At 46.2% G+C, this 24,189-nt stretch carries 24 protein-coding genes; 8 read left to right on the forward strand and 16 right to left on the reverse strand.

Translation table 11 applies throughout. From position 1 onward, the window contains the following. Positions 1–29 precede the first annotated feature (29 nt). The 3 genes from B2337_RS04805 to B2337_RS04815 are packed head-to-tail and all read left to right on the forward strand — an operon-like array spanning position 30 to position 4,469. On the forward strand, positions 30–1,532 hold the full coding sequence (locus B2337_RS04805; RefSeq protein WP_292414304.1) for a YifB family Mg chelatase-like AAA ATPase: 1,503 nt from the start codon (positions 30–32) through the stop codon (positions 1,530–1,532). Between the two features lie 6 nt (positions 1,533–1,538). Further along, complete coding sequence (gene rep / locus B2337_RS04810) at positions 1,539–3,551, forward strand: DNA helicase Rep (protein WP_292414303.1); 2,013 nt, start codon at positions 1,539–1,541, stop codon at positions 3,549–3,551. Positions 3,552–3,608: 57 nt separating this feature from the next. After that, a complete protein-coding gene (locus B2337_RS04815) occupies positions 3,609–4,469 on the forward strand; it encodes a YcnI family protein (protein ID WP_292414302.1) in 861 nt (286 codons plus the stop codon). A gap of 51 nt (positions 4,470–4,520) precedes the next feature. On the opposite strand, the gene B2337_RS04820 is transcribed toward B2337_RS04815, so the two are convergent. Next, on the reverse strand, positions 4,521–5,681 hold the full coding sequence (locus tag B2337_RS04820; protein ID WP_292414300.1) for an IS30 family transposase: 1,161 nt from the start codon (positions 5,679–5,681) through the stop codon (positions 4,521–4,523). A 55-nt stretch (positions 5,682–5,736) separates the two neighbouring features. Between B2337_RS04820 and B2337_RS04825 the strand changes: the two genes are divergently transcribed. The 5 genes from B2337_RS04825 (at position 5,737) to B2337_RS04840 (ending at position 8,626) form a co-directional block, all read left to right on the forward strand. After that, a complete protein-coding gene (locus tag B2337_RS04825) occupies positions 5,737–6,528 on the forward strand; it encodes an IS3 family transposase (protein ID WP_292414341.1) in 792 nt (263 codons plus the stop codon). Between the two features lie 15 nt (positions 6,529–6,543). Then, positions 6,544–6,633, forward strand: coding sequence for an IS3 family transposase (locus tag B2337_RS14435; protein ID WP_363105417.1), 90 nt, complete (start codon positions 6,544–6,546; stop codon positions 6,631–6,633). 172 nt (positions 6,634–6,805) lie between these two features. Next, positions 6,806–7,654, forward strand: a complete 849-nt coding sequence (locus tag B2337_RS04830; protein ID WP_292414299.1) for a DUF3883 domain-containing protein — start codon at positions 6,806–6,808, stop codon at positions 7,652–7,654. A 72-nt stretch (positions 7,655–7,726) separates the two neighbouring features. Continuing rightward, the gene (locus B2337_RS04835) at positions 7,727–8,200 is read left to right on the forward strand and encodes a hypothetical protein (RefSeq protein ID WP_292414298.1); all 474 of its coding nucleotides are present in this window, start codon (positions 7,727–7,729) and stop codon (positions 8,198–8,200) included. 75 nt (positions 8,201–8,275) lie between these two features. Beyond that, positions 8,276–8,626, forward strand: a complete 351-nt coding sequence (locus B2337_RS04840; protein WP_292414297.1) for a DUF2200 domain-containing protein — start codon at positions 8,276–8,278, stop codon at positions 8,624–8,626. Between the two features lie 29 nt (positions 8,627–8,655). Here the strand turns inward: B2337_RS04840 and B2337_RS04845 are convergent, their stop codons facing one another. The 15 genes from B2337_RS04845 to B2337_RS04915 all read right to left on the reverse strand — a co-directional run bounded on the left by B2337_RS04845 (position 8,656) and on the right by B2337_RS04915 (position 24,188). Beyond that, positions 8,656–9,930 (reverse strand): MFS transporter, encoded by a 1,275-nt coding sequence (locus tag B2337_RS04845; RefSeq protein WP_292414295.1) that lies wholly within the window; start codon positions 9,928–9,930, stop codon positions 8,656–8,658. A 172-nt stretch (positions 9,931–10,102) separates the two neighbouring features. Continuing rightward, complete coding sequence (locus B2337_RS04850; protein WP_292414294.1) at positions 10,103–11,035, reverse strand: LLM class oxidoreductase; 933 nt, start codon at positions 11,033–11,035, stop codon at positions 10,103–10,105. Positions 11,036–11,567: 532 nt separating this feature from the next. Then, positions 11,568–14,000: a TonB-dependent siderophore receptor gene (locus B2337_RS04855; protein ID WP_292414293.1), complete on the reverse strand. Its 2,433-nt coding sequence runs from the start codon at positions 13,998–14,000 to the stop codon at positions 11,568–11,570. A gap of 119 nt (positions 14,001–14,119) precedes the next feature. Continuing rightward, positions 14,120–15,094: a FecR family protein gene (locus tag B2337_RS04860; RefSeq protein WP_292414292.1), complete on the reverse strand. Its 975-nt coding sequence runs from the start codon at positions 15,092–15,094 to the stop codon at positions 14,120–14,122. Then, the gene (locus B2337_RS04865; protein ID WP_292362540.1) at positions 15,087–15,647 is read right to left on the reverse strand and encodes a sigma-70 family RNA polymerase sigma factor; all 561 of its coding nucleotides are present in this window, start codon (positions 15,645–15,647) and stop codon (positions 15,087–15,089) included. The genes B2337_RS04860 and B2337_RS04865 overlap by 8 nt, the downstream gene beginning before the upstream one ends. A gap of 187 nt (positions 15,648–15,834) precedes the next feature. Continuing rightward, entirely contained in the window at positions 15,835–16,101 is a 267-nt protein-coding gene (locus B2337_RS04870; protein WP_292414291.1) for a hypothetical protein, read from the reverse strand. 99 nt (positions 16,102–16,200) lie between these two features. Beyond that, complete coding sequence (locus B2337_RS04875) at positions 16,201–16,659, reverse strand: YaiI/YqxD family protein (RefSeq protein ID WP_414673660.1); 459 nt, start codon at positions 16,657–16,659, stop codon at positions 16,201–16,203. Positions 16,660–16,669: 10 nt separating this feature from the next. Then, complete coding sequence (locus B2337_RS04880) at positions 16,670–16,987, reverse strand: Na+/H+ antiporter subunit G (RefSeq protein WP_292362542.1); 318 nt, start codon at positions 16,985–16,987, stop codon at positions 16,670–16,672. Positions 16,988–16,995: 8 nt separating this feature from the next. After that, positions 16,996–17,265, reverse strand: a complete 270-nt coding sequence (locus B2337_RS04885; RefSeq protein ID WP_069295891.1) for a K+/H+ antiporter subunit F — start codon at positions 17,263–17,265, stop codon at positions 16,996–16,998. Further along, positions 17,259–17,756, reverse strand: a complete 498-nt coding sequence (locus B2337_RS04890) for a Na+/H+ antiporter subunit E (protein ID WP_292362543.1) — start codon at positions 17,754–17,756, stop codon at positions 17,259–17,261. The genes B2337_RS04885 and B2337_RS04890 overlap by 7 nt, the downstream gene beginning before the upstream one ends. After that, positions 17,753–19,279, reverse strand: a complete 1,527-nt coding sequence (locus tag B2337_RS04895) for a monovalent cation/H+ antiporter subunit D (RefSeq protein ID WP_292414290.1) — start codon at positions 19,277–19,279, stop codon at positions 17,753–17,755. The genes B2337_RS04890 and B2337_RS04895 overlap by 4 nt, the downstream gene beginning before the upstream one ends. After that, positions 19,276–19,668: a Na+/H+ antiporter subunit C gene (locus B2337_RS04900; RefSeq protein ID WP_292362545.1), complete on the reverse strand. Its 393-nt coding sequence runs from the start codon at positions 19,666–19,668 to the stop codon at positions 19,276–19,278. Before B2337_RS04900 ends, B2337_RS04895 begins: the two co-directional genes overlap by 4 nt. Then, positions 19,668–22,487, reverse strand: a complete 2,820-nt coding sequence (locus B2337_RS04905) for a monovalent cation/H+ antiporter subunit A (RefSeq protein ID WP_292414288.1) — start codon at positions 22,485–22,487, stop codon at positions 19,668–19,670. Before B2337_RS04905 ends, B2337_RS04900 begins: the two co-directional genes overlap by 1 nt. Before the next feature lie 143 nt (positions 22,488–22,630). Beyond that, entirely contained in the window at positions 22,631–23,125 is a 495-nt protein-coding gene (locus B2337_RS04910; RefSeq protein WP_292414286.1) for a c-type cytochrome, read from the reverse strand. Between the two features lie 58 nt (positions 23,126–23,183). Next, positions 23,184–24,188: a zinc-binding alcohol dehydrogenase family protein gene (locus B2337_RS04915; RefSeq protein WP_292414284.1), complete on the reverse strand. Its 1,005-nt coding sequence runs from the start codon at positions 24,186–24,188 to the stop codon at positions 23,184–23,186. Between the last annotated feature and the right edge of the window lies 1 nt (position 24,189).

The raw sequence follows: 24,189 nt of genomic DNA on the forward strand, positions 1-24,189 counted from the left end.
AATTTAAACTAATTTTCCAGGGAAGGAATATGAGTATTGCCACGGTTTACAGTCGTGCTTTGACCGGTATTTATGCTCAGGCAGTGACGGTTGAAGTGCATCTTTCCAATGGTCTGCCCAGTCTGTCGATTGTGGGTATGGCGGAAACGGCGGTCAAGGAAAGCAAGGATCGCGTTCGTTCGGCGTTGATAAACTCTCAGTTCACTTTTCCTCAGCAACGCATCACCATCAACCTGGCTCCTGCAGATTTGCCCAAAGAAGGTGGTCGGTTTGATTTACCAATTGCCTTGGGCATTCTGGCGGCTTCCAATCAAATTCCGGTGCAATCATTAAGCAACATGGAGTTTATCGGTGAGTTGGGTCTGACCGGTGAATTACGTGCGGTTCGGGGTGTGTTACCTACTGCGTTAGCGACGTCTGAGGCCAACCGACAATTAATGGTGCCGTTTGAGAATGCGGAAGAGGCGGCGCTTACTGAACAGGGTGAGAGTTTTGCTGCGAAGACTTTATTGGAAGTCTGTGCACATTTGCATGATCAATTACGTTTATCGCCCAATCTGAATAAACAACAGCAAAGTCAAAATAACTATGCTGATTTAGCCGATGTGCGTGGTCAGGCATCAGCAAGGCGGGCATTGGAAATTGCGGCTGCTGGCTCGCATAGCCTACTTTTCGCTGGACCTCCCGGTACGGGTAAAACTATGCTGGCCAGTCGTTTACCGGGCATTCTGCCGCCAATGAGTGAGCTGGAAGCCATTGAAACGGCGACAATCCATTCAATCTCTTCTGCAGGGTTTCAGGTAGAAAACTGGATGCAGCGTCCTTTTCGGGCACCGCATCACACAACTTCGGCGGTAGCTTTGGTTGGTGGTGGCAGTCAGCCTAAACCGGGTGAAATTTCTTTAGCAAACAACGGTGTCTTATTTCTTGATGAATTGCCGGAATATGACCGTAAAGTATTGGAAGTATTAAGAGAACCAATTGAATCCGGAAAAATAACGATATCCCGTGCTGCCAATCAGGCGGAATTTCCTTCACAATTTCAATTGGTTGCTGCGATGAACCCCTGTCCCTGCGGTTATCTGGGGCAGGCAAGATGTCATTGCACAGAAGAGCAAGTCAGACGCTACCGTGGTAAGATCTCCGGCCCGTTATTGGATCGCATTGATATGTTGATGGAGGTGCCGGCAGTGGATAAAAAACTGTTGCGGCCTCAGCCTGATGATGTTCCTCCTGAGTCCAGTGAAAAGGTTCGTCAGCGGGTGATTCAGGCACGGCAGATTCAACTTGATCGTGCCAACAAAGCCAATGCGTCCCTGCAACATAAAGAACTAGAGGTTTTTTGCACCTTGTCAGATCAGGATTTTCAACTAGTAGAAAAAGCCATCAGTCGTTTTGGTCTGTCGGCCCGTGCCTATCATCGTATTTTAAAAGTGGCCCGCACCATTGCTGATTTGGCCGGTTCACCCGACATTCAAACAGTCCATTTAACAGAAGCCATCGGCTATCGACGCCTCGACACAGCGAATTAATATTTAGTGAAAGATCTCAATCCGCAACAGCGGGAAGCTGTGCGTTACATCGATGGACCGTTGTTAGTGTTAGCCGGTGCCGGCAGTGGCAAGACGCGGGTGATTACCCGTAAGATTGCCTATCTGATCGAGCAATGCGGTATGAAAGCCAGCAATATCGCTGCCGTAACTTTTACCAATAAAGCTGCTCGTGAGATGAAAGAGCGGGTTGCTGATTTGATGTCTACCCGACAAGCCTCAGCGCGAGGTTTGATGGTATCCACATTCCATACGCTTGGTTTGAATATCCTGCGGCGTGATGGAAAATCACTAGGCTATCGTCCCGGCTTTTCCATTTTTGATGCCCAGGATTCTTTGGCGGTTTTTCGCGATCTGATGGGACGTGATTTTGCGGCTGACAGTGATCATGCACAGGAAGTGCAAAACCTGATTTCAAACTGGAAAAACCAATTAATTTTGCCCGAGCAGGCGGCCCAGATTGCCGACGGTGCTCAGGAAGAATTCGCTGCCAGGGTTTACCCACGTTATGTGCAGGCATTGCAGGCCTATAACGCCGTAGATTTTGATGATCTGATTTTAAAACCGGTGATTCTGTTCCGAGAACATCGTGATGTGTTACAAAAATGGCAGGCCAAAATTCACTATCTGCTGGTGGATGAATATCAGGATACCAACGGTTGTCAGTATGAACTGGTTAAACAACTGGTCGGCATCCGTGAAAAGCTCACCGTAGTAGGGGACGATGATCAATCAGTCTATTCCTGGCGTGGCGCCCGACCAGAAAATCTGGTGCAACTGCAAACTGACTTTCCACGATTAAAGTTGATTAAACTCGAACAGAATTATCGGTCGATGGGCCGTATCCTGCGAGTCGCCAACACGTTGATAAGTCATAACCCTCATATTTTTGAAAAGAAACTGTGGAGTGCGATGGGTGAGGGTGATGCGATTCGGGTAATTGGCTGTCGTGATGACGAACATGAATCAGAAAAAGTTATTTCCGAGCTGCTTTATCACAAGCTCAAACACCAGGCCAGTTTCAAGGACTATGCGATTCTGTATCGCAGCAATCATCAATCCCGTTCGCTGGAAAAAGTGTTACGTGAACATAACGTGCCGTATTTTCTGACCGGTGGCACCTCATTTTTCTCGCGGGTTGAAGTCAAAGACATCATGGCCTATCTGCGCCTGCTGGCCAATCAGGATGATGATAATGCCTTTTTACGAGTCATTAACACGCCACGTCGAGGTATCGGTTCATCTACCTTACAGGCGCTTGGAGAATATGCTGCCAAGCGTAACACCAGCATGTTTGGCGCCTGTTTTGAAATGGGTCTGGCTGAAAGCCTGCCGCCTAAATCAGTACAGAATCTGGAAGTCTTTACCCGCTGGCTGATTGATATTGCTGATCGTGCTGCCCGTGGCAATCTGCTGGATGCGATCAAGGATATGATCGAGGAGATCAATTACCGCGGCTGGCTGGAAGAAGTCAGTGGCGATCCGAATAAAGCCAATCGACGTATGGAAAATGTCGATGAACTGGTCAGCTGGATCGAGCGAATGATTGATCAGGACACCGAAGAAAAATCGATTGGCGATATTGCGGCACGTTTAACGTTGATGGATATCATGGACCGGCAGGCTGATGAGAATCAGGCCGATGCAGTACATTTGATGACATTACATGCCGCTAAAGGCTTGGAATTCCCGCATGTATTCATTGTCGGTATGGAAGAAGAAATCCTTCCACATCGAACCAGTATTGAAGAGGATTCCATTGAAGAAGAACGACGTCTGGCGTACGTTGGCATAACAAGGGCACAACGCAGTCTGGTGATGACGCTGGCCAATACCCGTAAACGTTATGGTGAAAAGGTGGACTGTGAAGAAAGTCGTTTTCTTCGAGAATTACCAGCGGAAGATCTGATCTGGATGACCGAAAAAACTCAGGTTGATCCGGAAGAACGAAAAGAGCGTGGCAAAGCGCATTTATCCAATATTCGGGATATGCTTAAGTAATACCACTCGGATAAAACAAAACGGGTGCTAACCCACAATGGAAATCAGGTTGGAAAAATGATGAAAAATAAACTTTTGTGCTTGGCGATGTTGATACCCGGTTTGGCAAATGCTCAAGTGTTTCTCGAGCAGACTCAGGCGGAAAGTGGCAGTTATTACAAGGGCGTCCTGGCAGTAACCGCGGGTTGTGATGGATCGGGGACTACCCGCATCACGGTTGATATTCCGGAAGGTCTGCAATTTGTGCAACCCATGCCCAAAGCGGGCTGGCAGCTGGAAGTCGTCAAAAAGCCGGTTGAACGCCCATTCTTTAAGGATGGGGTCGAGATAACCGAAGCTGTTCGGCAGATTACCTGGTCAGGTAATACCTTAAGTGATATTCATTTTGATGAATTTATTTTCCGTGGGCGGATTGGTGTGGGTGCCACCAGCGTGCTGACTTTTCCGGTCACGCAGAAATGTGAATCAGGCGAATTACATTGGGATCAAATTGCCGAAGCAACCGTCGAAACCCGGGGACAAGTGCAGGGTCAATATCGTGAAATGGATTTTGAAGAAGATGAATTACATCAACAACATGATGAGATGGATCAGCAAACAGATCCATCAGGTGATCACAGTCAGCATAAAGCGCATCAGCATCAACACCAGCATGGCCAAACTAAGGGTGAATCTGAGCATTCCGTGGATCATAGTCAACATAAAAGCCATCAGCATCAACATGGTCAGGCTAAAGATGAAACCGATCACTCAGCCCATCAACACCACCATGATCCTCAGATGGATATGACTGAGGAAGATAGTGAAATGGATCATTCAGCTCATGCTGGCCACGGCGGCCATGGTCAATCCACTCTGCAATATCCAGCACCGTATGTGACCGTGGTGGATGGCACGGGTGATCATCATCACCATTAATGCTCTAGCAGCATAAAAAAGGCCTCGTTTTTAATACAAACGGGTGTAGATTCAAGTGATCATCGCAACACCCTTACTAATCATGTGTGATGGTGTTTTAAATTTCAATGTTTTCCTCGGGCGTTCGTTTAACTGAGTTGCAAGACCATTCAGCTGTTCTTGTGTGTGCGGTGATAGATCTGTTTTTTTAGGCAAGTATTGACGAATTAGGCTGTTGGTATTTTCGTTTGTGCCCCTTTGCCAAGGGCACTGAGGTTCACAAAAGTACACAGGAATGCCAATTTCTTTTGTAAAGTCAGCATGTTTAGCCAACTCCATGCCTCTATCCCAAGTCAATGATTTACGATATTCAACTGGCATCTTTTTAAACGTTGCTAACAAGGCTGTATGTACTGATTCAGCATCCTTTCCTGCCAGTTTGAGAATGATGGTAAAGCGTGATTTCCTATCGACTAACGTAGCGATGTGTGTGTTTTTCGAGCCTGACACCAGATCACCTTCCCAGTGACCAAGGGACTTTCGGTTATCAATGTTTTTAGAGCGATCATGGATCGACAAGCCGTTAACAATTTTAGTGAAGCTCCTATCGCCACTTCGACGATGATATTTGCTGTGACGCATCGGCCTGCTACGACGCAGATGTTGCGTGAAAGCGTGATGGATAATACCTTTGGCTCGCACGTATATTGATTTATAAATGGTCTCATGTGAAACCTGCATTTGCTTGTTTCGTGAGAATTCTATGCTTAACCAGCCAGATATTTGCTCGGGGGACCACTTCAACTCAAGCTTTGACATGATGAGCCGTCGCAAAACTGAATTAAGCTCTAGTATTCCAAGTTTAGGCCGTTTGGCCATGCGCCTTGCACGATTATCTGCATCAACCGCTTTGTAGTAGCGCCTTCCTCGGTTACGCGCAATTTCTCGAGATATGGTTGAAGGGGAGCGGTTTAGCATCCTGGCGATAGCTCTGAGTGACATCTTCGCCGATAATGCGACTCTTATTTCCTCACGCTCAGCAATTGTCAGATGTTTGGCATTTCTGGTTCTGGTTCTGGGTTTGATGCCACCGGTTTCACGTAATGCTGTGAAAACTGTACCGGGTGCTGCGTCCAATACTCTTCCAATATCACTGAAACCGGTGCCTTGTTTCCATAAATTAAATACCAGTTCTTTCTCATCTTGAGTAAATGTTCGTTTTGCTCGTTTCATCAAATGTGCCCATGCAAATCAGTATTTTAGTAAAACTGTTGCTTTGACCATTTGAATCTACAGCGGCGTACTTTGCGCGAGACCTGAAGTGAAGTACGCCTTCATAAAGAAGCACAGCGATGGCTATAAAGTGGGCCGCTTGTTGCGAACACTGGATGTTTCCCCCAGTGGCTATTACGGCTGGTTAAATCGGCCTGAATCAGCAAGGGCCAAACAGAATCGGGCAATCGCTGCCAAAATTCGGGTTTTCCACCAAGCTAGCCGCGGAATATATGGTTCGCCACGTATTCATAAGGATTTAGTGGCGTTTGGCGAATCTGTTGGTTTGAACCGTGTGGCACGGCTTATGAAGGAGCACGGCATTCAGTCCAAAATGGTCAAGAAGTTTGTCATCACAACGGATTCCAAAAATACGATGACGCCTGCACCCGATCGGCTTCAAAGAAACTTCCAGGTAAGCGACAAGAATCGGGCATGGGTATCGGACACTACTTTTATTCCAACGAGACAGGGTTGGCTGTACCTGGCTGTGGTGATTGACTTGTATTCTCGCATGGTAATTGGGTGGTCCATGAGCGAAAAGAACAACGCTCAACTTGTCTCCGATGCGATAACTATGGCGGTCTGGCGCAGAGGTCGTAAAGACGGCATCGTGGTCCACTCTGATCAAGGGAGCACCTACGCCTCGGGAAATTACCAAACTCTTTTGGCCGAATCGGGCTGTGTTTGTAGTATGAGTCGCAAAGGCGAGTGTCTGGACAATGCTGTGGCTGAAAGCTTCTTTGGCACACTGAAGACCGAATTGGTCGATCATGAGGACTACCTAACAAGAACAGCGGCCAAATAAAGCCTATTCGAATATATCGAAGTCTTTTACAATCGAAAGCGGCGGCACTCGTATTTGAACTACGTAAGTCCCGAGGAATACGAGGCAAAATGTGCCTCTCACTAAACCCGTCCGTTTTATTGGGGGAATGTCAGAGAGATATCAAGGGGCCAGCAAACTTGATATGAAGTATTTTTTTTCACTGAACTAAAGTTGATATATCTTTTATGAAATTTACTCTTTCGACAAATTTGAGGACCATATACCTTACATTTATGGTTATTTATAAATAATAGCTATGGCTAACAACTGGTCAGATTCAGAAGTTGAGGCGGCTGTTGAAGATTACTTCAGGATGCTTCGACTTGAACTCTCTGGTCAAAAGTTTAATAAATCAGAGCATCGTCGAGCTCTGATTGAACAGCTGAATAACCGCACGGATGGATCGATCGAGTTAAAACATCAGAATATTAGTGCCGTTTTGATCGAAATGGGTATTCCATACATTGACGGTTATAAACCCCGATTCAATTATCAACGCTCTCTTTTACCTCTCGCAATTACAGATTACCTTGAGAGGCATCCTGAGATTCAGCTGCTATTTGAGAAAGACTCGGCATTCATCCCATCTGTTCCGACTATAGAAGATTTCCTGGCCGCCCTGGAACAGCCTCCGGCTCCAATAGATCGCAAAGAGAGCGGTATTGCAGAACCCAAGATTATTTATAATCCTGGTGGGGTAAATTATCTTGAGCGTGAAGCTCGAAATCAGTTGTTAGGTGATGCTGGAGAACAGTTTGTTATTAACTTTGAACGTGCTCGTTTGATTCGTGCGGGTAAAGATTCTCTGGCTGACAAGATAGAACAAATCTCAATAACTATTGGTCCATCTGCTGGTTATGATATTCGTTCGTTTGATGATAATGGAGCTGATCGTTTCATTGAAGCAAAGACAACAAAATACGGAAAGAACACGCCATTTTTTGTAACACCAAATGAATTACGTTTTTCCCAGAAGAATTCCTCTCGTTATTATCTATATCGAATCTTTAAATTTCGCGATACTCCAAGGCTTTTCGCTTTACAAGGAAATCTTGAAGAACGCTGCATCCTTGCGCCGTCAGAATATATGGCGAGAACAGCATGAAATTTAATAAGAGATCTTTGGATTAGATAGTAGGTCAGTTCCATCTAACTTTATATAAATAATGATATTGATATGACAAATGAACAGAATGACTTAGAATCCATCGCCAGTCAGAGCGTGGGTAAAATAATATTCGCGTTATCCCAATTAGAATTTAATCTTAATCTTTGTTTTCAGTGGTTAATTCGTGCTGAGAATTTTCACACAGTAAATCCTCTTGTTGAGCGGCTTTCTTTCAAAAGCAAGATTGATGCTCTGAATGAGATTATAGAAATTAAATTTTCTTCTAGCCCAGAGTGTATTTCTGATTTCAGTTCATGGACTAAAAAATTAGATAAATTTCGAGTGAAGAGAAATTCATTTATGCATGGTCGCTGGAGTTTTCAGCATGAGAATAAAGAAATTATTAATGTTGCTCCGGGGATGATTGGAACCAAAAGTTTAAAAGAAACTCGCTACAGTGTTGATGAATTAAAGATGGAGCTACTTTTAATCGAAGCCATATCAAATGAATTTATAAGTATTAGGGAAAAGTGGCATATTTAGATTATTTAAAGTCACTATTAAAAAATCAAGGGATCAGCAAACTTGATATGAGACCAACGCTATTTGAGGATGAAAATGTCTAAACATTCTATCTTCACCATGCCCTTTGCAAAAGTTTATCTGCTGTATATTCAAAAGGCTGAACGCAAAAATCGAACGAAAGCGGAAGTTGATCAAATCATTTGTTGGCTGACTGGTTATGACCAAGCGAGCTTAAAACAGCAAATCGAATTGGAAAATGATTTTGAAACCTTTTTTGCTCAGGCTCCGGCCATTCATCCCAATAGCTCTCTGATTAAAGGCGTGGTGTGTGGTGTGCGGGTTGAAGAGGTTGACGATCCATTGATGCAGAAAATTCGTTATCTGGATAAGTTGATTGATGAGCTGGCTAAAGGTAAAACGATGGAGAAGATTCTCCGGCAATAAAACCAGCTATCAACAGACTAGATACCTAATTAATTATGCGCGTGTTCTGGATGAGGTCGATGATCTTCGACCCATTGTTCGTCCATACGTGGATCCATTTCTGCAAGCACATCGCCGGATGTGGCTGGAACGGCAACATAGACATTCATATGGTCTTCTGAGATTCGCTCGCTTTGTAATGCGTAATATCCTAACGCCAAGGCAAACAATGTCAGTACGGTAAAGAATGCGATCGCGGAAAATCCCAGTACAAACCCTAACAATAACGGTGCGATAAATGACCCTAAGCCATACGAAAACAGCAAGGTTCGGCTAATCTCGACCAGGTCTGTGTTTTCATCAAACACATCATTGGCACGCGCCACACTCAACGGATAAATGCTGAACAAACTGACACCAAGCAAAAAGCCCACTGTATAAAGCAACGTCACGCTTTCACGCCAGATCAAAGGCAAAACCAGCATTAATAGAAAAACACCCGCACCGAAAAATCCAGACCAGGCCAGCATTTTCCGGCGTCCTATTCGATCCGATAACATGCCCACAGGTAATTGCGACATTAGCCCACCCAGAATGGTAATGGTCATAAACAAGGAGACCACTTTGGGTTGGTCAAACACATTTAAAACATACAGCGGTAGCATGGTATAAAACGCGCCAATAAACACCCCGCCAATAAAACTACCAACCAATGCCAACGGTGCTATCGATAACAGTTTTGGCATGCTGTATCGTTCAAAGGGTTTTAAAACCGGTTGTGAGACACGGGTGATGGCGACAAAAATTAGCGACCAGAGCACCAGAATGGAACCCAGAATGAAAATGGTATTGGCTGGCATTTCCAGCATAAGCAGCAGTTGTCCGAAGGCTAACGCCAGGAAGAAAACGATGGTGTAAATCGCCAGAATTTTGCCGCGGTCTTCGGTGGAGCTTTTTTCATTAAGCCAGCTTTCTAAGACGATCAACATGGCATAAAAGGCAAAACCGGATACCAAACGCAATGTGGCCCAAAACCAGGGATCGAACCATAAGGCGTGCCCCAAAAATGCCATGACCATAATTGCAGAAAAAGCCGAAAAACTACGTGCATGACCTACTGTGACAATCAGTTTTTGACTGAAAACAGCGGCTAACATCGCGCCCAGGAAAAAAGCGGAATTGATTAAGCCGATAGCGCCCTCATTGAGGCCTTCCTGTTTCAGGAATATGCCGATGAACGTCATCAATAAGCCATAACCCGTTGCCAATAACGCAATTGAAAAGAACAACGATGAAATGGGTAATAAGGCTCTTTGAAAAAACATGCGGAATCCTGAAACGAAAAAAGCTTACTGCGGATAAACAATAAGGCACTATTCTAGTGCTTATTATTTTCAAAACAAATTGACGGGAGGGTAGGGTACAGCAAAATTGATTTTGGTGGACTATGTTTGTAACTGATAACTCTGTGTTCTATGGAGTGGGTATTAGTCTCTTCTAAATTGAAGGTATGACATATTCTCCCAATTCCTGAATTACCTCTTTCGCGGGACGTTTTCCATACTTGAGGTTGATCGTAACGTGATTAACACCTACACCCTTGAGATGTAATAAATAATTCAACAGAGCTTTAATACCAGTACGGATTCCTAAATGGATGGGAGTCGGTAGGGTGCTTGGATCTGCAACTAAATCTACGTAGAGAGACTGTGCAAACGGTTTGAAAGGTTGATTATTCTCATCCAATATTCGATACCACTGTTTGACAATTCGATCATGAATTGCGAGTGGTCTAGGGTAGGTAATCCATCCATCTGCATTTTTTGCAACCCAGTCTAAGCTTTGTTGGCTATGTCCAGTGACAAATAATGGAATCACTTCTTTTGCCTTAGGCAGACTGTCCGCTCGCCCGTCCAAGACTCCATAAGAATTGTTGTAACGTGGTAACGTATCGTACAGCAATTTTTTAAGTGTCTCGAAATGCTCTCTAAACAATTTCCCCCTTAATTCTGGGTCAACCCCAAAAGCGGGAAACTCAACTGGTCGATCACCTGATGCAACACCCGCTACAATACGACCATTGCTCAGTATATTTAGCGATGCTAGTGATTTAGCCAGATGTACGGGGTGTCTTAATGGCAGTATGAGCGAGCCTGTCGCCAGTTTGATTGTTTTAGTATGTGCTGCAATCCACCCCATATACACTAGGGGATCATAAATTTGTCCTACATCGCCGAACATTGGATCTCGCAAAGGAACATCTCTAAACCAAAGTGCAGAAAATCCTGCCTCTTCTGCCAAGCAAGCTAATGATTCCTGATCGGCCATAGTGGGAACATCCCCTTGATATGATTCAAGGGGAAACATAAGGCCTAAACTTAATTTTCCTTCATTAAATAGGCTGTTTTCAGTTGTCGGTTTATTCTTCATGTAACCATGCTCCATTAGATTCTTGTCGAAACAAATGTTCGACCTCGTACTTTTTCATACAAGAGGTCAATTGCTTGCTCTGTGACCTGCATCTAAAGAAATGTCCTCAACTATCACTTCGATTGTTTCGAATTTAAGGCCTTGAGAAAACCTGAGACGAGCCTTTGTCCTCTAGAAGACATTATGCTCTTAATGGCTACTGTTACACTTTTTAATATGAATGGAGCAACACTTGCTGGACCTGCGGTCATACCACAAGCGGCAACAACTTCACCTTATTCTGTTGAGATGCAAGTCTTTGCCAATATATCTCTGTGACTTGACGGGTAAATCGTCCGATGCAAATCCAGGTTTAATGTTGTGATAAAACATTATTTAACACTTCAACTGAGTGGATAACATGAGGATGGCAAATCTAGCTTGAGTATTTATTGGTGTAGATTTGGTCTTAAAAATCTAATGTATCGTGTGTGCCTATGAAGATATTATGCAGAAACCCCGACAGTGATGGCTGCCGGGGTGTGTTGAGATGTCAGAAGTCCAGTTGGGCTCCCAGTTTGATGGTGCGTGGTGCGCCCTGAGCGATGCTTGAGCTGCCTGCAGAGGTCAGCCAATAGGCTTTATCGGTCAGGTTTTCAACATTTAATCGTAATGTCAGCAATTGTTTGTTGAGGTCAATTTCATAGCGTGCGCCCAAATCAAACAACGTTACCGAGCCCACTTGCCACTGGTTGAAATTATCCAACGGTATGCTGCTGGTGTATTGCGCGCCACCCGTGAGTGTCAACCGGGTATTTGGCACCTGATATTCACTGTATAAACGGAACTGTCTGTCAGCGACGCCTTGTATCGATTCGCCTTCCAGACTCTCATCAGTAGTTTTTCGGTTGGTGGCATCCAGCCACATTGCACTGGCACCGACAAGCCATTGTTCATTGAGTTTGCCTCGGGTGGAGATCTCAAGTCCTTCGTAGCGGGCTTCACCATCCTGACTGAAGACATCATTCCCATCCGTGTAGGTGAGACCTTTTTGCAGCTGAAATACCGCCATATTGGCTGACCAGTTATCATGCTCTATCTTAACGCCGGTCTCGACCTGTTTGCTGATTAATGGTTCAAACACTTCGCCGGCATTGGCTGCAGTATTGGGTGCAGTGGCACCTTGTTCAAAGGCTTCTACGTAACTGGCGTAAATTGAAAGCCATTCGACTGGCCGATAAATAGCTGCGACCGAAGGTGTGATTTCACTTTCTTTGTAATCACCATATTTATCTTCAAGACTGCCGTAGCGGGCGCCAAGAATAAAATCCCAGCTATCGCCGACATTGAGCGTATCGGAGATAAAAGCTTCTTTACGGGTGATTCTGGAATACTCGTTAAAGCTGGCATCACTTTTATCCAGATGGCTCACCGGACGGTCGAATTCAACCGGGGAAGATAAATTGCCCGACCCCAGCGGAATCGCCAGTGTGCCAATACCAGAGCTATTGGATGAAATGGTACGGGTATGCGATAAACCCAAAGCCACATTGTGGGTGACAGGGCCGGTTTCGATGATGCCACTCAGCACATTCTGTGTCTGATAGCTTTTGAACAGATTGTTGTAATTGTAGAGCGTTGCGGAATAGTTGCCATCGCCATCGACATACAAAATGGGCATCAGCGGATTACGATAGCTGGTGGAGTAACGGTACGACAGTTTATTGTTCCAGTTATCGTTAACCTGCCAGATTAAATCACTACCCGTGGTAATGTGTTCCGATTCATAGCGGGTCCAGTCCGGGACCAGGCGTTTATCACCGTCAATTGGGCTGACAATGTTGCTGACTGTGCGATCAGTAAATGAACCGTCCGAGTTGGGCGAAATAGAAAAATAGCCGCCATAGCTTTTACGCTCAGATACCAGTGCATCTGCCTGCCAGGTCAGATCCGGCGTGATACGTAAATCAACTGCGACAGAAGCCGATTTACGATAGGCCTTAGCGTCATCGACATAGGTGTCACCGCCTTCTTTAACGACATTGACGCGATAACCAAACATATCCTCTGGACCGACACGCCCACCGATATCGCCATGGGCCATGAGCAACCCACTATCCATTAATTGGGTGGATACACTGGCCTTGAATTCGTCAGTCGGGCGTTTAAGCACATAATTGATGATACCGCCGGGGGCAGCGAAACCGTAAAGGAAACCACCGGCACCTTTGAGGATCTCAACCCGCTCAAGATGTTCCAGCGGCAGGTCTTTGGCACGGCTGCGGAAATTCATTCCGTCAAGTTTCTGTCCGGTATCAAAATCCGGGCTGATACCACGAATGGAAAAAGCATTATTTTCTGTGATCAGATTATTGCCTGATAGGCTGATAGCCGCATCAAATTTAGTTAATTCACCTAAGGATCGGGCCTGCAGATTAGCAATGTAATCTTCAGAATAGGTTTCGATAGTAAATGGCGTATTCTGTTTGGAAAGATTACCCAGTGCACCGGCAAAAACATCGCCAACCCGATAGGCATTGGCGGCAGAACCATTCATTCCCAGCCCCTGAACCTTCATCGTAGATAACGTAACACTTTGACCTTGTTCATTGATTTCCTGCAAAGCGTAACTATTGTCGCCCTGAGCTACGGCCACCAGACCGCTGTCGGTGAGAATCCGGCCAAGGGCATTTTCAACTGTATAAGTGCCTTGCAAACCTTCACTGCTTTTGCCACTGGCTAACTCTGATGCACCGACAAGATAGATGCCGGCCTGTGCCGATAAACGGGCCAGTACCTGACTCAGTGATCCGGCAGGGATATTAAACTGTTGCGTGGCTTGAGCCGTAGCCTGACTTGTTTCTGCCTGTGCAGCAGGAAGCCATCCCAGTGTCCCCATGCTGGAAACAGCAACAATATGTATTGAAAGCGCCAGGGGTTTGAGCCGGTTTTTAGCTGGTTGTTTGTGGTGGTGTTGTTTCACCATTCGTATTACCTCATCTATTTTTGTGTTTACACAGATAGAAACGGGTGAGGTGTCAAAATCCGGAACTATTATTTGAAAAATAATTTAAATACTTGCAAGATGTTGATTTTATTTGTAATTTAACTTCGGCTTGGTTCCAGTTTAATCCACCCTGGAAAAACCTGACGCACCTGGATGGGTAAAACTCTGGTCAGCATAACCAGTACGCGATCTGTATCACTGAGCGGGAAACTGCCATAGACTTTCAGCTGAGCAATCTCATCAGAGATATTGATATAGCGGTGTTGATAACGATTGAGTTCGGCAATCAGCTCTTTCAGCGTCATATCTTCAGCCACTAAAAGACCTTGTCGCCAGGCTTGTCGGGCTGTGATGACAGGTTGTTTTGGCTGAATCTGGTGGGTACTGAAACGGGTTGTTTCACCCTGCTGAAGTTTTGCTTGCTGATCATTATTGGTTTGAACGGATACCGCACCTTGATAGACAGCGAGTTCGATATCTTTCTGATGGTTCAATACATTAAATTGTGTGCCGAGAGCGGTTAACCGGCCATGCGTTGTGTCCACGATGAAGGAACGGTTGAGGTCTTTTGCTGTTTCAATATAGATCTCGCCATGAAGTAACTGAATACGTCTTTGCTGTTCAGAGAAGTCCACATTGATCGCGGTAGCCGTGTTCAGCCAGATTTGGCTGCCATCTGCCAGGGTGATATTTCGCTGTTGGCCGACACCTGTGTGATAATCAGTCGCCAGAGCCATGACGCTGTTGGGGAGCCATTTTTTATTCCAGCTGAGTTGGCCGAGAAAACCAATGACAGCAATACTCATCATGCCACTCAGAAGACGCCGCCGTTGGCGTAGTCGTTGGTTGGCACTGTATAGATTGTCTGCGGTGGCATGCGGGTCCGGGGTTTGTTGCAACGCTTCGAAATTGTGGCTGATTTTTTCCACGAACCCCCAGGCCTTTTTATTCTCAGGCTTGGCATCAAGCCATTTACGCCAACTGGACTTATGTTCATCACTGGCTTGGCCATCACGAAGTATGGCATACCATTCAGCAGCCTCTTCAAGTGTTTTGTGAGAGGGCTCAGCCATATAAACGTGGCTCGGAAATGAGCTCACGGGTGGTTTGGGATGCCTGTAATGTCAGACAGGCCAACATGGCCTTTGCCACGTATTTACGCACCATGCGATCTGAAACACCCAATTGAATCGCTGTTTCAGCATCCGTCATCTGGCAGACCACGGCTAACAGAAAGGCTTTGGCTGCTTTGGTCGGTAACTCACTTAACATCAGGTTAATTTCTTCCAGAGCTTCCAGCACTGCCGCCTGGCGTTCTGCTGATGGGGCTGTTTCTTCGGGATAACTTGAGAGCGTATCGTGCCAGGCTTTTTCAATTTCCTTTCGACGCCAGAGATCAATACAGAGATTTTTCGCGGTAGCACATAAAAAATTGCGAGCATGTTCATTGCTGGAAAAGTGACGTGACGCAGGCAAACCGAGCAGACGAAGAAATGTATCCTGGGTCAGATCGGCGGCTTCTGCACTGTTACCTAATCGTTGATATAGCCAGGATTTCAGCCAGTTATGATGTTCGCTATACAGCACCTGCACGTTAAAGTGGCTGACAGAGTGGGCACTGCTCACAAAAGGCTCCTGAATGTTATTTGGTAATGAGAATCAATAGCATTCTATTGCTTTAAGCCAAACCTCGCAAGCGAGCTTTTGCGGTAAGCTGATTCAAGAGTTGGGTTATCGTGGCTTATGCGTTGTGGAAGGATAGGGAGTAAAAAATAAGAGGGATAAAATAGGGGTGGGTTGAACCGGGCGGCAGTTACTTATGGTGATCGTCTTTAGTCACTAGAAACTCGAGCCCGGCACCGATATCTTCTTCACCGCAAGCAGCCATGTCATCAGGGCTGGCAGCCTGTGCTTCTTTATGTGTCAGAATCAAATCACGACGTTCTTTAAACGGGTCATTATTTTCATCACTTGATTTGTTGCTGACATCAACTGAGTTTTCAAGGATTATCTGGCTGTCGTCAGTACTGGCAATAGGGACGTTAAGATTCTTTGTCTGAGAACGTTTGGATTTATTCATGGTGTTTTACCTTTAGCGCCTCTGTGATTAAGACTATGGGTAAACCGGATTTAATTTGAATTATAAACCCAATAGACAAGACTGCATAACAGGTTCAGCTCAACGCCTGGCTTTCTGTAACCACTTATCCAGCTGATTGCCAAAGGCCTGCCGGTCGCGTTGATTAAAGGCTGGCGGGCCACCCATTTGTTCGCCGCTGCTGCGCATGGTTTCCATAAAGTTACGCATGGTGAGGCGGGCACTGATGGTATCGGTGGTGTAGAGTTCGCCTCTGGGGTTGAGGGCTAAGGCCCCTTTTTCAATCGCCTCGGCGGCGAGGGGAATATCTGCGGTGATGACCAAATCACCTTTCATCAGACGTTCGACAATTTCATTATCGGCTACATCAAAACCGGATTGCACTTGCTGGAATTTGAGAAACGGTGAGGGCGGTAAACGTAAACTGTGATTGGCAATAAAAGTGGTGTGAGTCTCTGTGCGGGTGGCAGCGCGGTAGAGAATTTCTTTAATCACTACCGGACAGGCATCGGCATCGACCCAGATTTGGGGCTTGCGTATTTCCGACACGTTAATCTTCAAGCTGGCGGGTACGTTCCACCTGTTTGACTTTAATATGAATGGCCGCTTTAGCCATCAGATGAGCACTTACCGGGGCAGTGATAAACAGGAATAAAGTCACCAGAATTTCATGCAGACTGACTCCATCTGTTTTCAGACTGAAATGAATCGCTGAGGCAATCAGAATCGCTCCAACGCCCAGGGTACTGGCTTTGGTCGGGCCATGTAAGCGCATATAAAAATCAGGTAGTTTGAATAAACCAATCGAACCGACCAGCGTAAAAAACGCCCCGACTATAATCAAAATCGCTAATATCCACTCAAGCATAATCGTCTCTATTCCATTATGTCGCCGCGCAGCAAATATTTGCTCAGCGCCAGCGTTCCCATAAAACCCATGACAGCGATCAATAATGCTGCTTCAAAATACAGGGCACTCTGCAGGTTAATTCCCAGCAGAATCAGCAGGGCAATGGTATTGATATACAAAGTATCCAACGCCAGGATTCTGTCCGGCACACTGGGACCGATAATCAGCCGGATAAAACTCAGCAGGATCGCAATCGCGACCATAACAAATGCGATTGATAAGGCCAGATTCAGCATGCGACAAATATCTCCAGCAATGGCTTCTCAAATTTTCGATGAATTTCAGCTTTGATCTCGGCTACATCATCAATATGCAAAGCATGAATCAGTAAATACCGACGATCTTTACTGAGATCACAACTGACTGTGCCCGGTGTTAATGAAATAGTATTGGCTAACAGGCTGATGCCCACCGGACTGGTTAATTGCAATTCATAGTGCAGGAAGCCGGGGTTAAGCCTTTTTTGCGGACCGAGAATCAATTTAGCGACCACCGCGTTAGCGACCAGAATTTCATACAGGACTTTCAGAATATAAAGCACCAACATCCATGGATGACGGATGATGATTTGTTCCGGCCAGTAACTAGACGTCAACCAGGGTATAAAAATCGCCAGAGCAGCACCCAGCACAATATGACCCGGATCCATGCTGTTATTCAGTAATAACCAGATAGCCCATAAAATCAGGGTGAGTAAAGGATGGGGAAATACGCGCCGAAACATCATTTGCCGGTTTCTCCATGAGAAAGCGTGTCTAATACTGCATTAATATAAGCCTGTTGATCGTACAACTGTGCAGCGATTTGAGCACTCATATTGTTTAATGGCTTAGCGAATATCACCATTAACGGGCTGACCAGCATCAGCATCACCACGGCAATAAACGCTGATTTATTCAAAGGTGAAGTCTGTTGCGATTTATCCTTCTGCACACTGTAAAACAGTAAAGAACCTGAACGACATACCGCGATGATCATGATTAATCCGCCAATCAATACCACACTTAAAATAGCGGCAAACCAGGGGTGAGCCAGAGCGGAATTCAGAATCATCACTTTACCGAAAAAGCCTGAGAGCGGTGGCATACCGGTTAAGGCAATCCCCAGCAGCATAAACACCGAACCAACTAACACTGGACGATCAACCGGAATGGCTTTGGTAAACGAATCGGCATAGATACCGCGTCCTCTCAGAATCACGTCGGCGATTAAAAACATAGCTGCACCGAGCAGAGTCGAGTGAATAAGATAATAGAATGTTGCGGTTAATGCGGCTTCGCTATTAATGCCGATAGCAATCATCAACGTCGCCACCGACGCTAATATCAAATAGGCGACCTGACGGCGTAATGCTCTGGCTGCCAGTACACCTAATGCGGCTAATGCCAGGGTGATTAAACCCAGTAACAATACCCATTGAATATGCACAAACGCTAAATCGCCAGCGGCTTCACCAAACACAGTCCCGTGAACACGGATAATCGAATACAAACCGACTTTGGTCATGATGGCAAACAAAGCAGCCACTGGGGCCGAGGTATAGGCATAAGCGCCTGGCAACCACAGATAAAGTGGAAACATCGCTGCTTTAATGCCGAAGACGACCAGAAGTAAAACGGCCGCTGTGGCGACAATGCCCTGATCTTCTGCAGAGACGTTTTGCACCGCAATGGCCATATCGGCAATATTCAGCGTGCCTAGAATGCCGTAAAGCGTACCGACAGCGAACAGGAACAGCGTCGATCCCACCAGATTGATGACCACATAATGCAGACCGGCGCGGGTACGCAGACGTCCACCGCCGTGAAGTAATAAACCGTAAGAGGCGAGCAGTAATACTTCGAAGAAGACAAACAGATTAAATACGTCGCCGGTCATAAACGCACCGTTCAGACCGAACAGCTGTAACTGGAACAAAACATGGAAATGCTGTCCCTGCTTATCGGTATCGGTGCGTATGGCATACCATAATGCGGCTAAAGCCAGTAGGGAGGTCAGTAGCAGCATCATTGCCGATAATCGATCCAGCACAATGACGATACCAAACGGCGCCTGCCAGTTACCGAGTAAAACCACTTGCATGACATCAGTGCTTGCCAGTTTAAAGCTGACCAGACTGACGCCAACCAGCAAGCTGATTAATATCAGGCTTAAAATGCGTTGTGTCTGAATACCGGCTGGACGTGCCATCAACAGCAAGATGCCACCAATCAATGGTAATAACACCGGCAGAATAGTAAACGGACTCATGATGTACTCCGTTCAGAATCAGATTTTGCTGAGTTGTGCTTGGTGGCTTTAAGTTCATCGTCGGATCGATGCAGCCCGTCGACATGATCATTGCCTAATTCGCTACGGGCTTTTAATGCCAATACGATAAGAAATGCGGTCATACCGAAGGCAATCACGATAGCGGTTAATACCAGGGCTTGTGGTAAAGGATCAGTATATCCAGCGGCGGCCGGATCGATCACGGCCGGAAAGCCGATTTGCAAACGACCCATGGTAAATAAAAAAACATTTACTGCGTAAGCGAGCATGGTTAATCCCAGTACTACCGGGAAGGTTCTGGCTCTTAGCGTAAGATACACGCCGCAACCGGTCATCACGGCTATGACGCTGGCAATTAGCCATTCCATTAGTTAACTTCCTCATGTTTGACGTGATGCGAGGCGTGACTGAGTTTGCCCAGTTCGACCAGAATCATTACCGTGGCCCCCACGACGACCAGGAATACACCTAAATCAAAGGCAATGGCACTGGCCACTTCAAATTTACCGACAACCGGCCAGGTTAAATAAGTAAAGGCGGTTGTCAGGAACGGATAACCGATCAACATAGAGACAACACCGGTCAGTGTGGCAACCAGCAAGCCAATCCAGATCACCCGATGCATATCTATCCGCAGGCGTTCATTGGTCCAGTCGATACCGTTGGCAAGATATTGCGAGATAAGAGCAACCGAAGCGATCAGGCCGGCAATAAATCCACCGCCCGGAAGGTTGTGACCGCGCAGGAAGATAAACACTGCCACCATCAGCATCAGTGGAAACAGTAAGCGGGTAAGGGTCTGCATAATCGGTGGATGCGGATCATGACTCCAGACCAGACCATCAACATCTTTTGCTGGAGCCGCAAGCTTCAGGCCTTCCAGCATGGCAAAGACACATATACCTGCCAATGCCAGCACGACGATTTCTCCTAAAGTATCAAAGCCACGGAAATCGACCAGAATCACATTGACCACATTTGTGCCGCCACCACCGGGTTTGGCGTTATCAATAAAGAAGCCGGATATCGGTGAATAATCACGACTTAGTACGGCCATAGTCAAAAAGAATACCGACACTGCAGCCGCTACAGAAATCACGCCATCCCGCGTGAAACGAATATAGCTACGCTCCTGTGGCGTGTGTTGTGGCAAAAAGAATAAGGCTAATAACAACAGGACAATGGTGACCACTTCAACGGATAACTGGGTCAGCGCCAAATCCGGTGCTGAAAACTTCACAAAGCCTAAAGCCACCACCAGACCGACAACCCCGATAGCAATCAGCGAAACCAGCCGTTTATGGTGAAGCATTACTGTCAGGATACTGGCAATAATCAGTACTGCCGACATTAAAAAGGTAATGACATCGGCTTCCATCAATACCCGATCGCCAAGTAAAGGTGAGTTGAACTGGAAGAAGGTGATGATACTCAGCATCAATGCGCCACCAATAACCCAGGTCACGGCGGGTTGTAAGGTGGTTTGATCAAATGCATCAGTAATTTTTTTCGATAGACGAATGATTTTCCACAGTACCCAGTCAAAAACCGCTTTACCCTCGAGGCCATGCAGACATCTGTCGTGCCAGGCAAATAAGCGATGGCGCATGCTGTAAACGGCCACACCTAATACCAAAGCAATGAAACTCATCATTAACGGCAGGTTGAATCCATGCCAGATAGCCAGACTGAATTCAGGCGCTGCCGTTTGCAGACTTGAAGCTACGGCAACGGTCAGTATTGGGCTGATCAAAAACATGGGCGCAACGCCGACCAGTAAACATAACACCACCAGAATATCGACCGGAATTTTCATAAACCTGGGGGGCTCATGGGGTGTTTTTGGCAAATCAATCGGTTCGCCGTTGAAGAAAACATCATGAATAAACCGTAGTGAATAAGCGACTGAGAAAATGGCGGCCAAGGTCACTAATACCGGAATGGTCCAGGCGGCTAATGTGGTTCCCGATGCACTGATGGCCTGTTCAAAAAACATCTCTTTGCTGAGGAATCCATTTAACAGCGGTACACCGGCCATCGCGGCAGCAGCAATCATCGCCAGCATCGCAGTATGCGGCATCATTTTGAACAGACCATTGAGTTTACGCATATCACGGGTGCCGGATTCATGATCAATAATGCCGGCAACCATAAACAGTGAACCTTTGAAAGTAGCATGATTGATGATATGGAAAATCGCGGCAACCAGTGCCAGCTCACTGCTGAAGCCGAACAAAAGGGTAATGAGGCCAAGATGACTCAAGGTCGAATAAGCCAGCAGACCCTTTAAATCATGTTTGAATAAAGCGACGTAGGCACCGAGGAGCAGCGTGATCATCCCTGCTGTGCCTACCATCCACATCCATTCTGGTGTACCGGAGAGCGCCGGGAAAAATCGTGCCAGTAAAAAAATACCGGCTTTCACCATAGTGGCGGAATGCAGATAGGCCGAAACCGGAGTTGGAGCTGCCATGGCATGGGGCAACCAGAAATGAAACGGAAACTGGGCCGATTTGGTGAATACACCAAGCAGAATCAACACTAAAGTTGGCAGATATAAATCATGCCCTTTGATTAACTCCCCGGAAGCCAGTACATCGCTTAATTGATAACTGCCAACAATGTGCCCGAGTAATAACACACCACCTAGCAATGCCAGACCACCAGCACCTGTTACGGCAAGTGCCATACGAGCACCCTGGCGTGCATCCTGACGATGCTGCCAGTAGCTGATCAGCAGAAACGAGGTGATTGAGGTGAGTTCCCAGAACACCACCAGTTGTAACAGATTTTCGGATAATACAATGCCCAGCATAGAGCCCATGAACATCAACATATAGGCGTAAAAACGCCCCATGGAATCTTTTGCCGACAGGTAATATCGGGCATAAAAGATGATCAGCAGACCAATCAGCAGGATCAGTAAGGCAAACAGCAGAGCCAGACCATCCAGACGAAAAGCGAGATTAAACCCAATTGAAGGCAGCCAGGACCATTGTTGAATGAGGGTTTCGCCAGCAAAGATAAACTGCATGGAGGGAAACAAGATGGCCAGCGTCAGCAAGGTTGTTAACCCAGCAACCCAGGCAGAGGCTAATCGGTTGTACCGCGTGGCCCAAGCGGCAAAAGGCGCTGCAGCAAAAGGCAATAAGGCAACTATTGGAAGATTAAAACTGAGTAAGCTCATGGCGGCTGGTGTGATCCCTGTCAATGCTAGACGATAATCGGTTCAGCATAAGGCTTAATGACTACAAAAATTCTTTTGCTATGTATCTCAACAAGTTAAGCCGGAAATGACCGGCTTAACTTGTTGGCTATGAAATGATTAATTCAGTCGGCAGATGAAATCATATAATCGACAGCCGCTTTGACTTCATCATCGCTCAATTTTGGATTACCACCCCGAGCAGGCATCATGTTAAAGCCATTAATTGCATGTTCGTAAAGGGTATCCATGCCTTTTTCGATGCGTGGAGCCCAGTCGGCAGCATTGCCGATTTTCGGTGAGTTCATCATGCCAGTGCCATGACAGACAGCACAAACCTGTGTTGTTACTTGCTTGCCAACGCTATTTTCATCAGCGCTGCCTGCAGTATCTTCAGTTTCATCAGCAACAGGAGCCTCTGCAATCTGTTCTTCACCAATGTTTTCCCGTGCTACTGGCTTTAATCTTTCAGCAATCGCTTCAGCATCCATGGGTTCAGGCTCGATGACTCCATCAGCAATAGCCAGCATATTGGACAAAATCAGGTTAGCGATGACGAACAGTACTGCGACAACAATTAAACTGCCGATCAGGTACTTAGGTGAATTAGATGATTGCATGGTTTACCTCTGACTCCATAATAGTGGTACTAATTATACGGGCATATGCTCAGCCGCGCTACGCATCAGACAGCGGCCCGAGCGTGATTTTTCCGATTGTTTTTCCATGGCTGACTAAATCATGAGCCTGTTCAAGTGTTTGAGGTGTCAGATTGTCAAAATGTTGTAGCGATACTGGATATAACTGGTTTAAATCAGCCATTTCAGCAATACGTTTAAGAATCAGTCCTTGTTGGCTGATATCTGTCGTTTTTAAATGGGGACGGGTGAACATGAATTCCCAGACCAGCCCGGCACTTTTGGTTTTCAGCAGATTCAAATCCACAGGTTGCTGAAAGCTGACCACCAGGGCTATCAGGCCTTGTGGCGCAATCAGTTCAACCATTTGCGGATAGTAATAATCACTGTCATTCAGACACAGAATATAATCCGGCGCTGGCAGGTTTGCTTGCTGATAATTGTGGGTTAAGGAGCCTTGATGGCTGACCACGGCATCAGCCCCCAGTATTTCACACCATTCTGTGGTTTCCGGACGCGAAGCGGTCGCTATGACCCTGAGATGGGTGAGCTGTTTAGCCAGCTGAATTGCCATTGACCCCACACCACCTGCAGCACCGATAATTAACAGGGTTTTACCCAGATCCTTCTCCACATTAATTCTGAGTCGATCAAACAGACTTTCCCATGCGGTCAGACTGGTTAACGGTAATGCGGCTGATTGATGTATCTCAAGTGATTGCGGCGCTTTGGCAATAATGCGTGAATCCACCAGTTGGTGAGAGGCAAAACAGCCATCACGGCCAACATCTCCGGCGTAGAAAACTTTATCTCCGGCCTGAAAATCATGACATTTTTCGCCTACTTCTACGATGGTGCCTGCGGCATCCCAACCAAGAATCTTGCCAGTCAATTCAGCATCAATGGTTGATTTAACTTTCAGATCGACCGGATTTACGGCGACGGCTTCCACGGCAACTAATACATCATGACCGGTTGGTTTCGGCGTCGGTTGATGGATCAGTTGAGACATAGGCTGAGCATGCTGAAACTGTAATGCCTGCATG

The sequence above is a fragment of the Methylophaga sp. UBA3192 genome, assembly GCA_002363955.1.
In the GTDB taxonomy this organism is placed as follows: Bacteria; Pseudomonadota; Gammaproteobacteria; order Nitrosococcales; family Methylophagaceae; genus Methylophaga.

Coding starts and splice junctions, on each gene's coding strand:
- B2337_RS04805 (WP_292414304.1), top strand. CDS start 30: ATGAGTATTGCCACGGTTTACAGTCGTGCTTTGACCGGTATTTATGCT.
- B2337_RS04815 (WP_292414302.1), top strand. CDS start 3,609: ATGATGAAAAATAAACTTTTGTGCTTGGCGATGTTGATACCCGGTTTG.
- B2337_RS04820 (WP_292414300.1), bottom strand. CDS start 5,681: ATGAAACGAGCAAAACGAACATTTACTCAAGATGAGAAAGAACTGGTA.
- B2337_RS04830 (WP_292414299.1), top strand. CDS start 6,806: ATGGCTAACAACTGGTCAGATTCAGAAGTTGAGGCGGCTGTTGAAGAT.
- B2337_RS04835 (WP_292414298.1), top strand. CDS start 7,727: ATGACAAATGAACAGAATGACTTAGAATCCATCGCCAGTCAGAGCGTG.
- B2337_RS04840 (WP_292414297.1), top strand. CDS start 8,276: ATGTCTAAACATTCTATCTTCACCATGCCCTTTGCAAAAGTTTATCTG.
- B2337_RS04845 (WP_292414295.1), bottom strand. CDS start 9,930: ATGTTTTTTCAAAGAGCCTTATTACCCATTTCATCGTTGTTCTTTTCA.
- B2337_RS04850 (WP_292414294.1), bottom strand. CDS start 11,035: ATGAAGAATAAACCGACAACTGAAAACAGCCTATTTAATGAAGGAAAA.
- B2337_RS04855 (WP_292414293.1), bottom strand. CDS start 14,000: ATGGTGAAACAACACCACCACAAACAACCAGCTAAAAACCGGCTCAAA.
- B2337_RS04860 (WP_292414292.1), bottom strand. CDS start 15,094: ATGGCTGAGCCCTCTCACAAAACACTTGAAGAGGCTGCTGAATGGTAT.
- B2337_RS04870 (WP_292414291.1), bottom strand. CDS start 16,101: ATGAATAAATCCAAACGTTCTCAGACAAAGAATCTTAACGTCCCTATT.
- B2337_RS04880 (WP_292362542.1), bottom strand. CDS start 16,987: ATGCTTGAGTGGATATTAGCGATTTTGATTATAGTCGGGGCGTTTTTT.
- B2337_RS04885 (WP_069295891.1), bottom strand. CDS start 17,265: ATGCTGAATCTGGCCTTATCAATCGCATTTGTTATGGTCGCGATTGCG.
- B2337_RS04890 (WP_292362543.1), bottom strand. CDS start 17,756: ATGATGTTTCGGCGCGTATTTCCCCATCCTTTACTCACCCTGATTTTA.
- B2337_RS04895 (WP_292414290.1), bottom strand. CDS start 19,279: ATGAGTCCGTTTACTATTCTGCCGGTGTTATTACCATTGATTGGTGGC.
- B2337_RS04900 (WP_292362545.1), bottom strand. CDS start 19,668: ATGGAATGGCTAATTGCCAGCGTCATAGCCGTGATGACCGGTTGCGGC.
- B2337_RS04905 (WP_292414288.1), bottom strand. CDS start 22,487: ATGAGCTTACTCAGTTTTAATCTTCCAATAGTTGCCTTATTGCCTTTT.
- B2337_RS04910 (WP_292414286.1), bottom strand. CDS start 23,125: ATGCAATCATCTAATTCACCTAAGTACCTGATCGGCAGTTTAATTGTT.
- B2337_RS04915 (WP_292414284.1), bottom strand. CDS start 24,188: ATGCAGGCATTACAGTTTCAGCATGCTCAGCCTATGTCTCAACTGATC.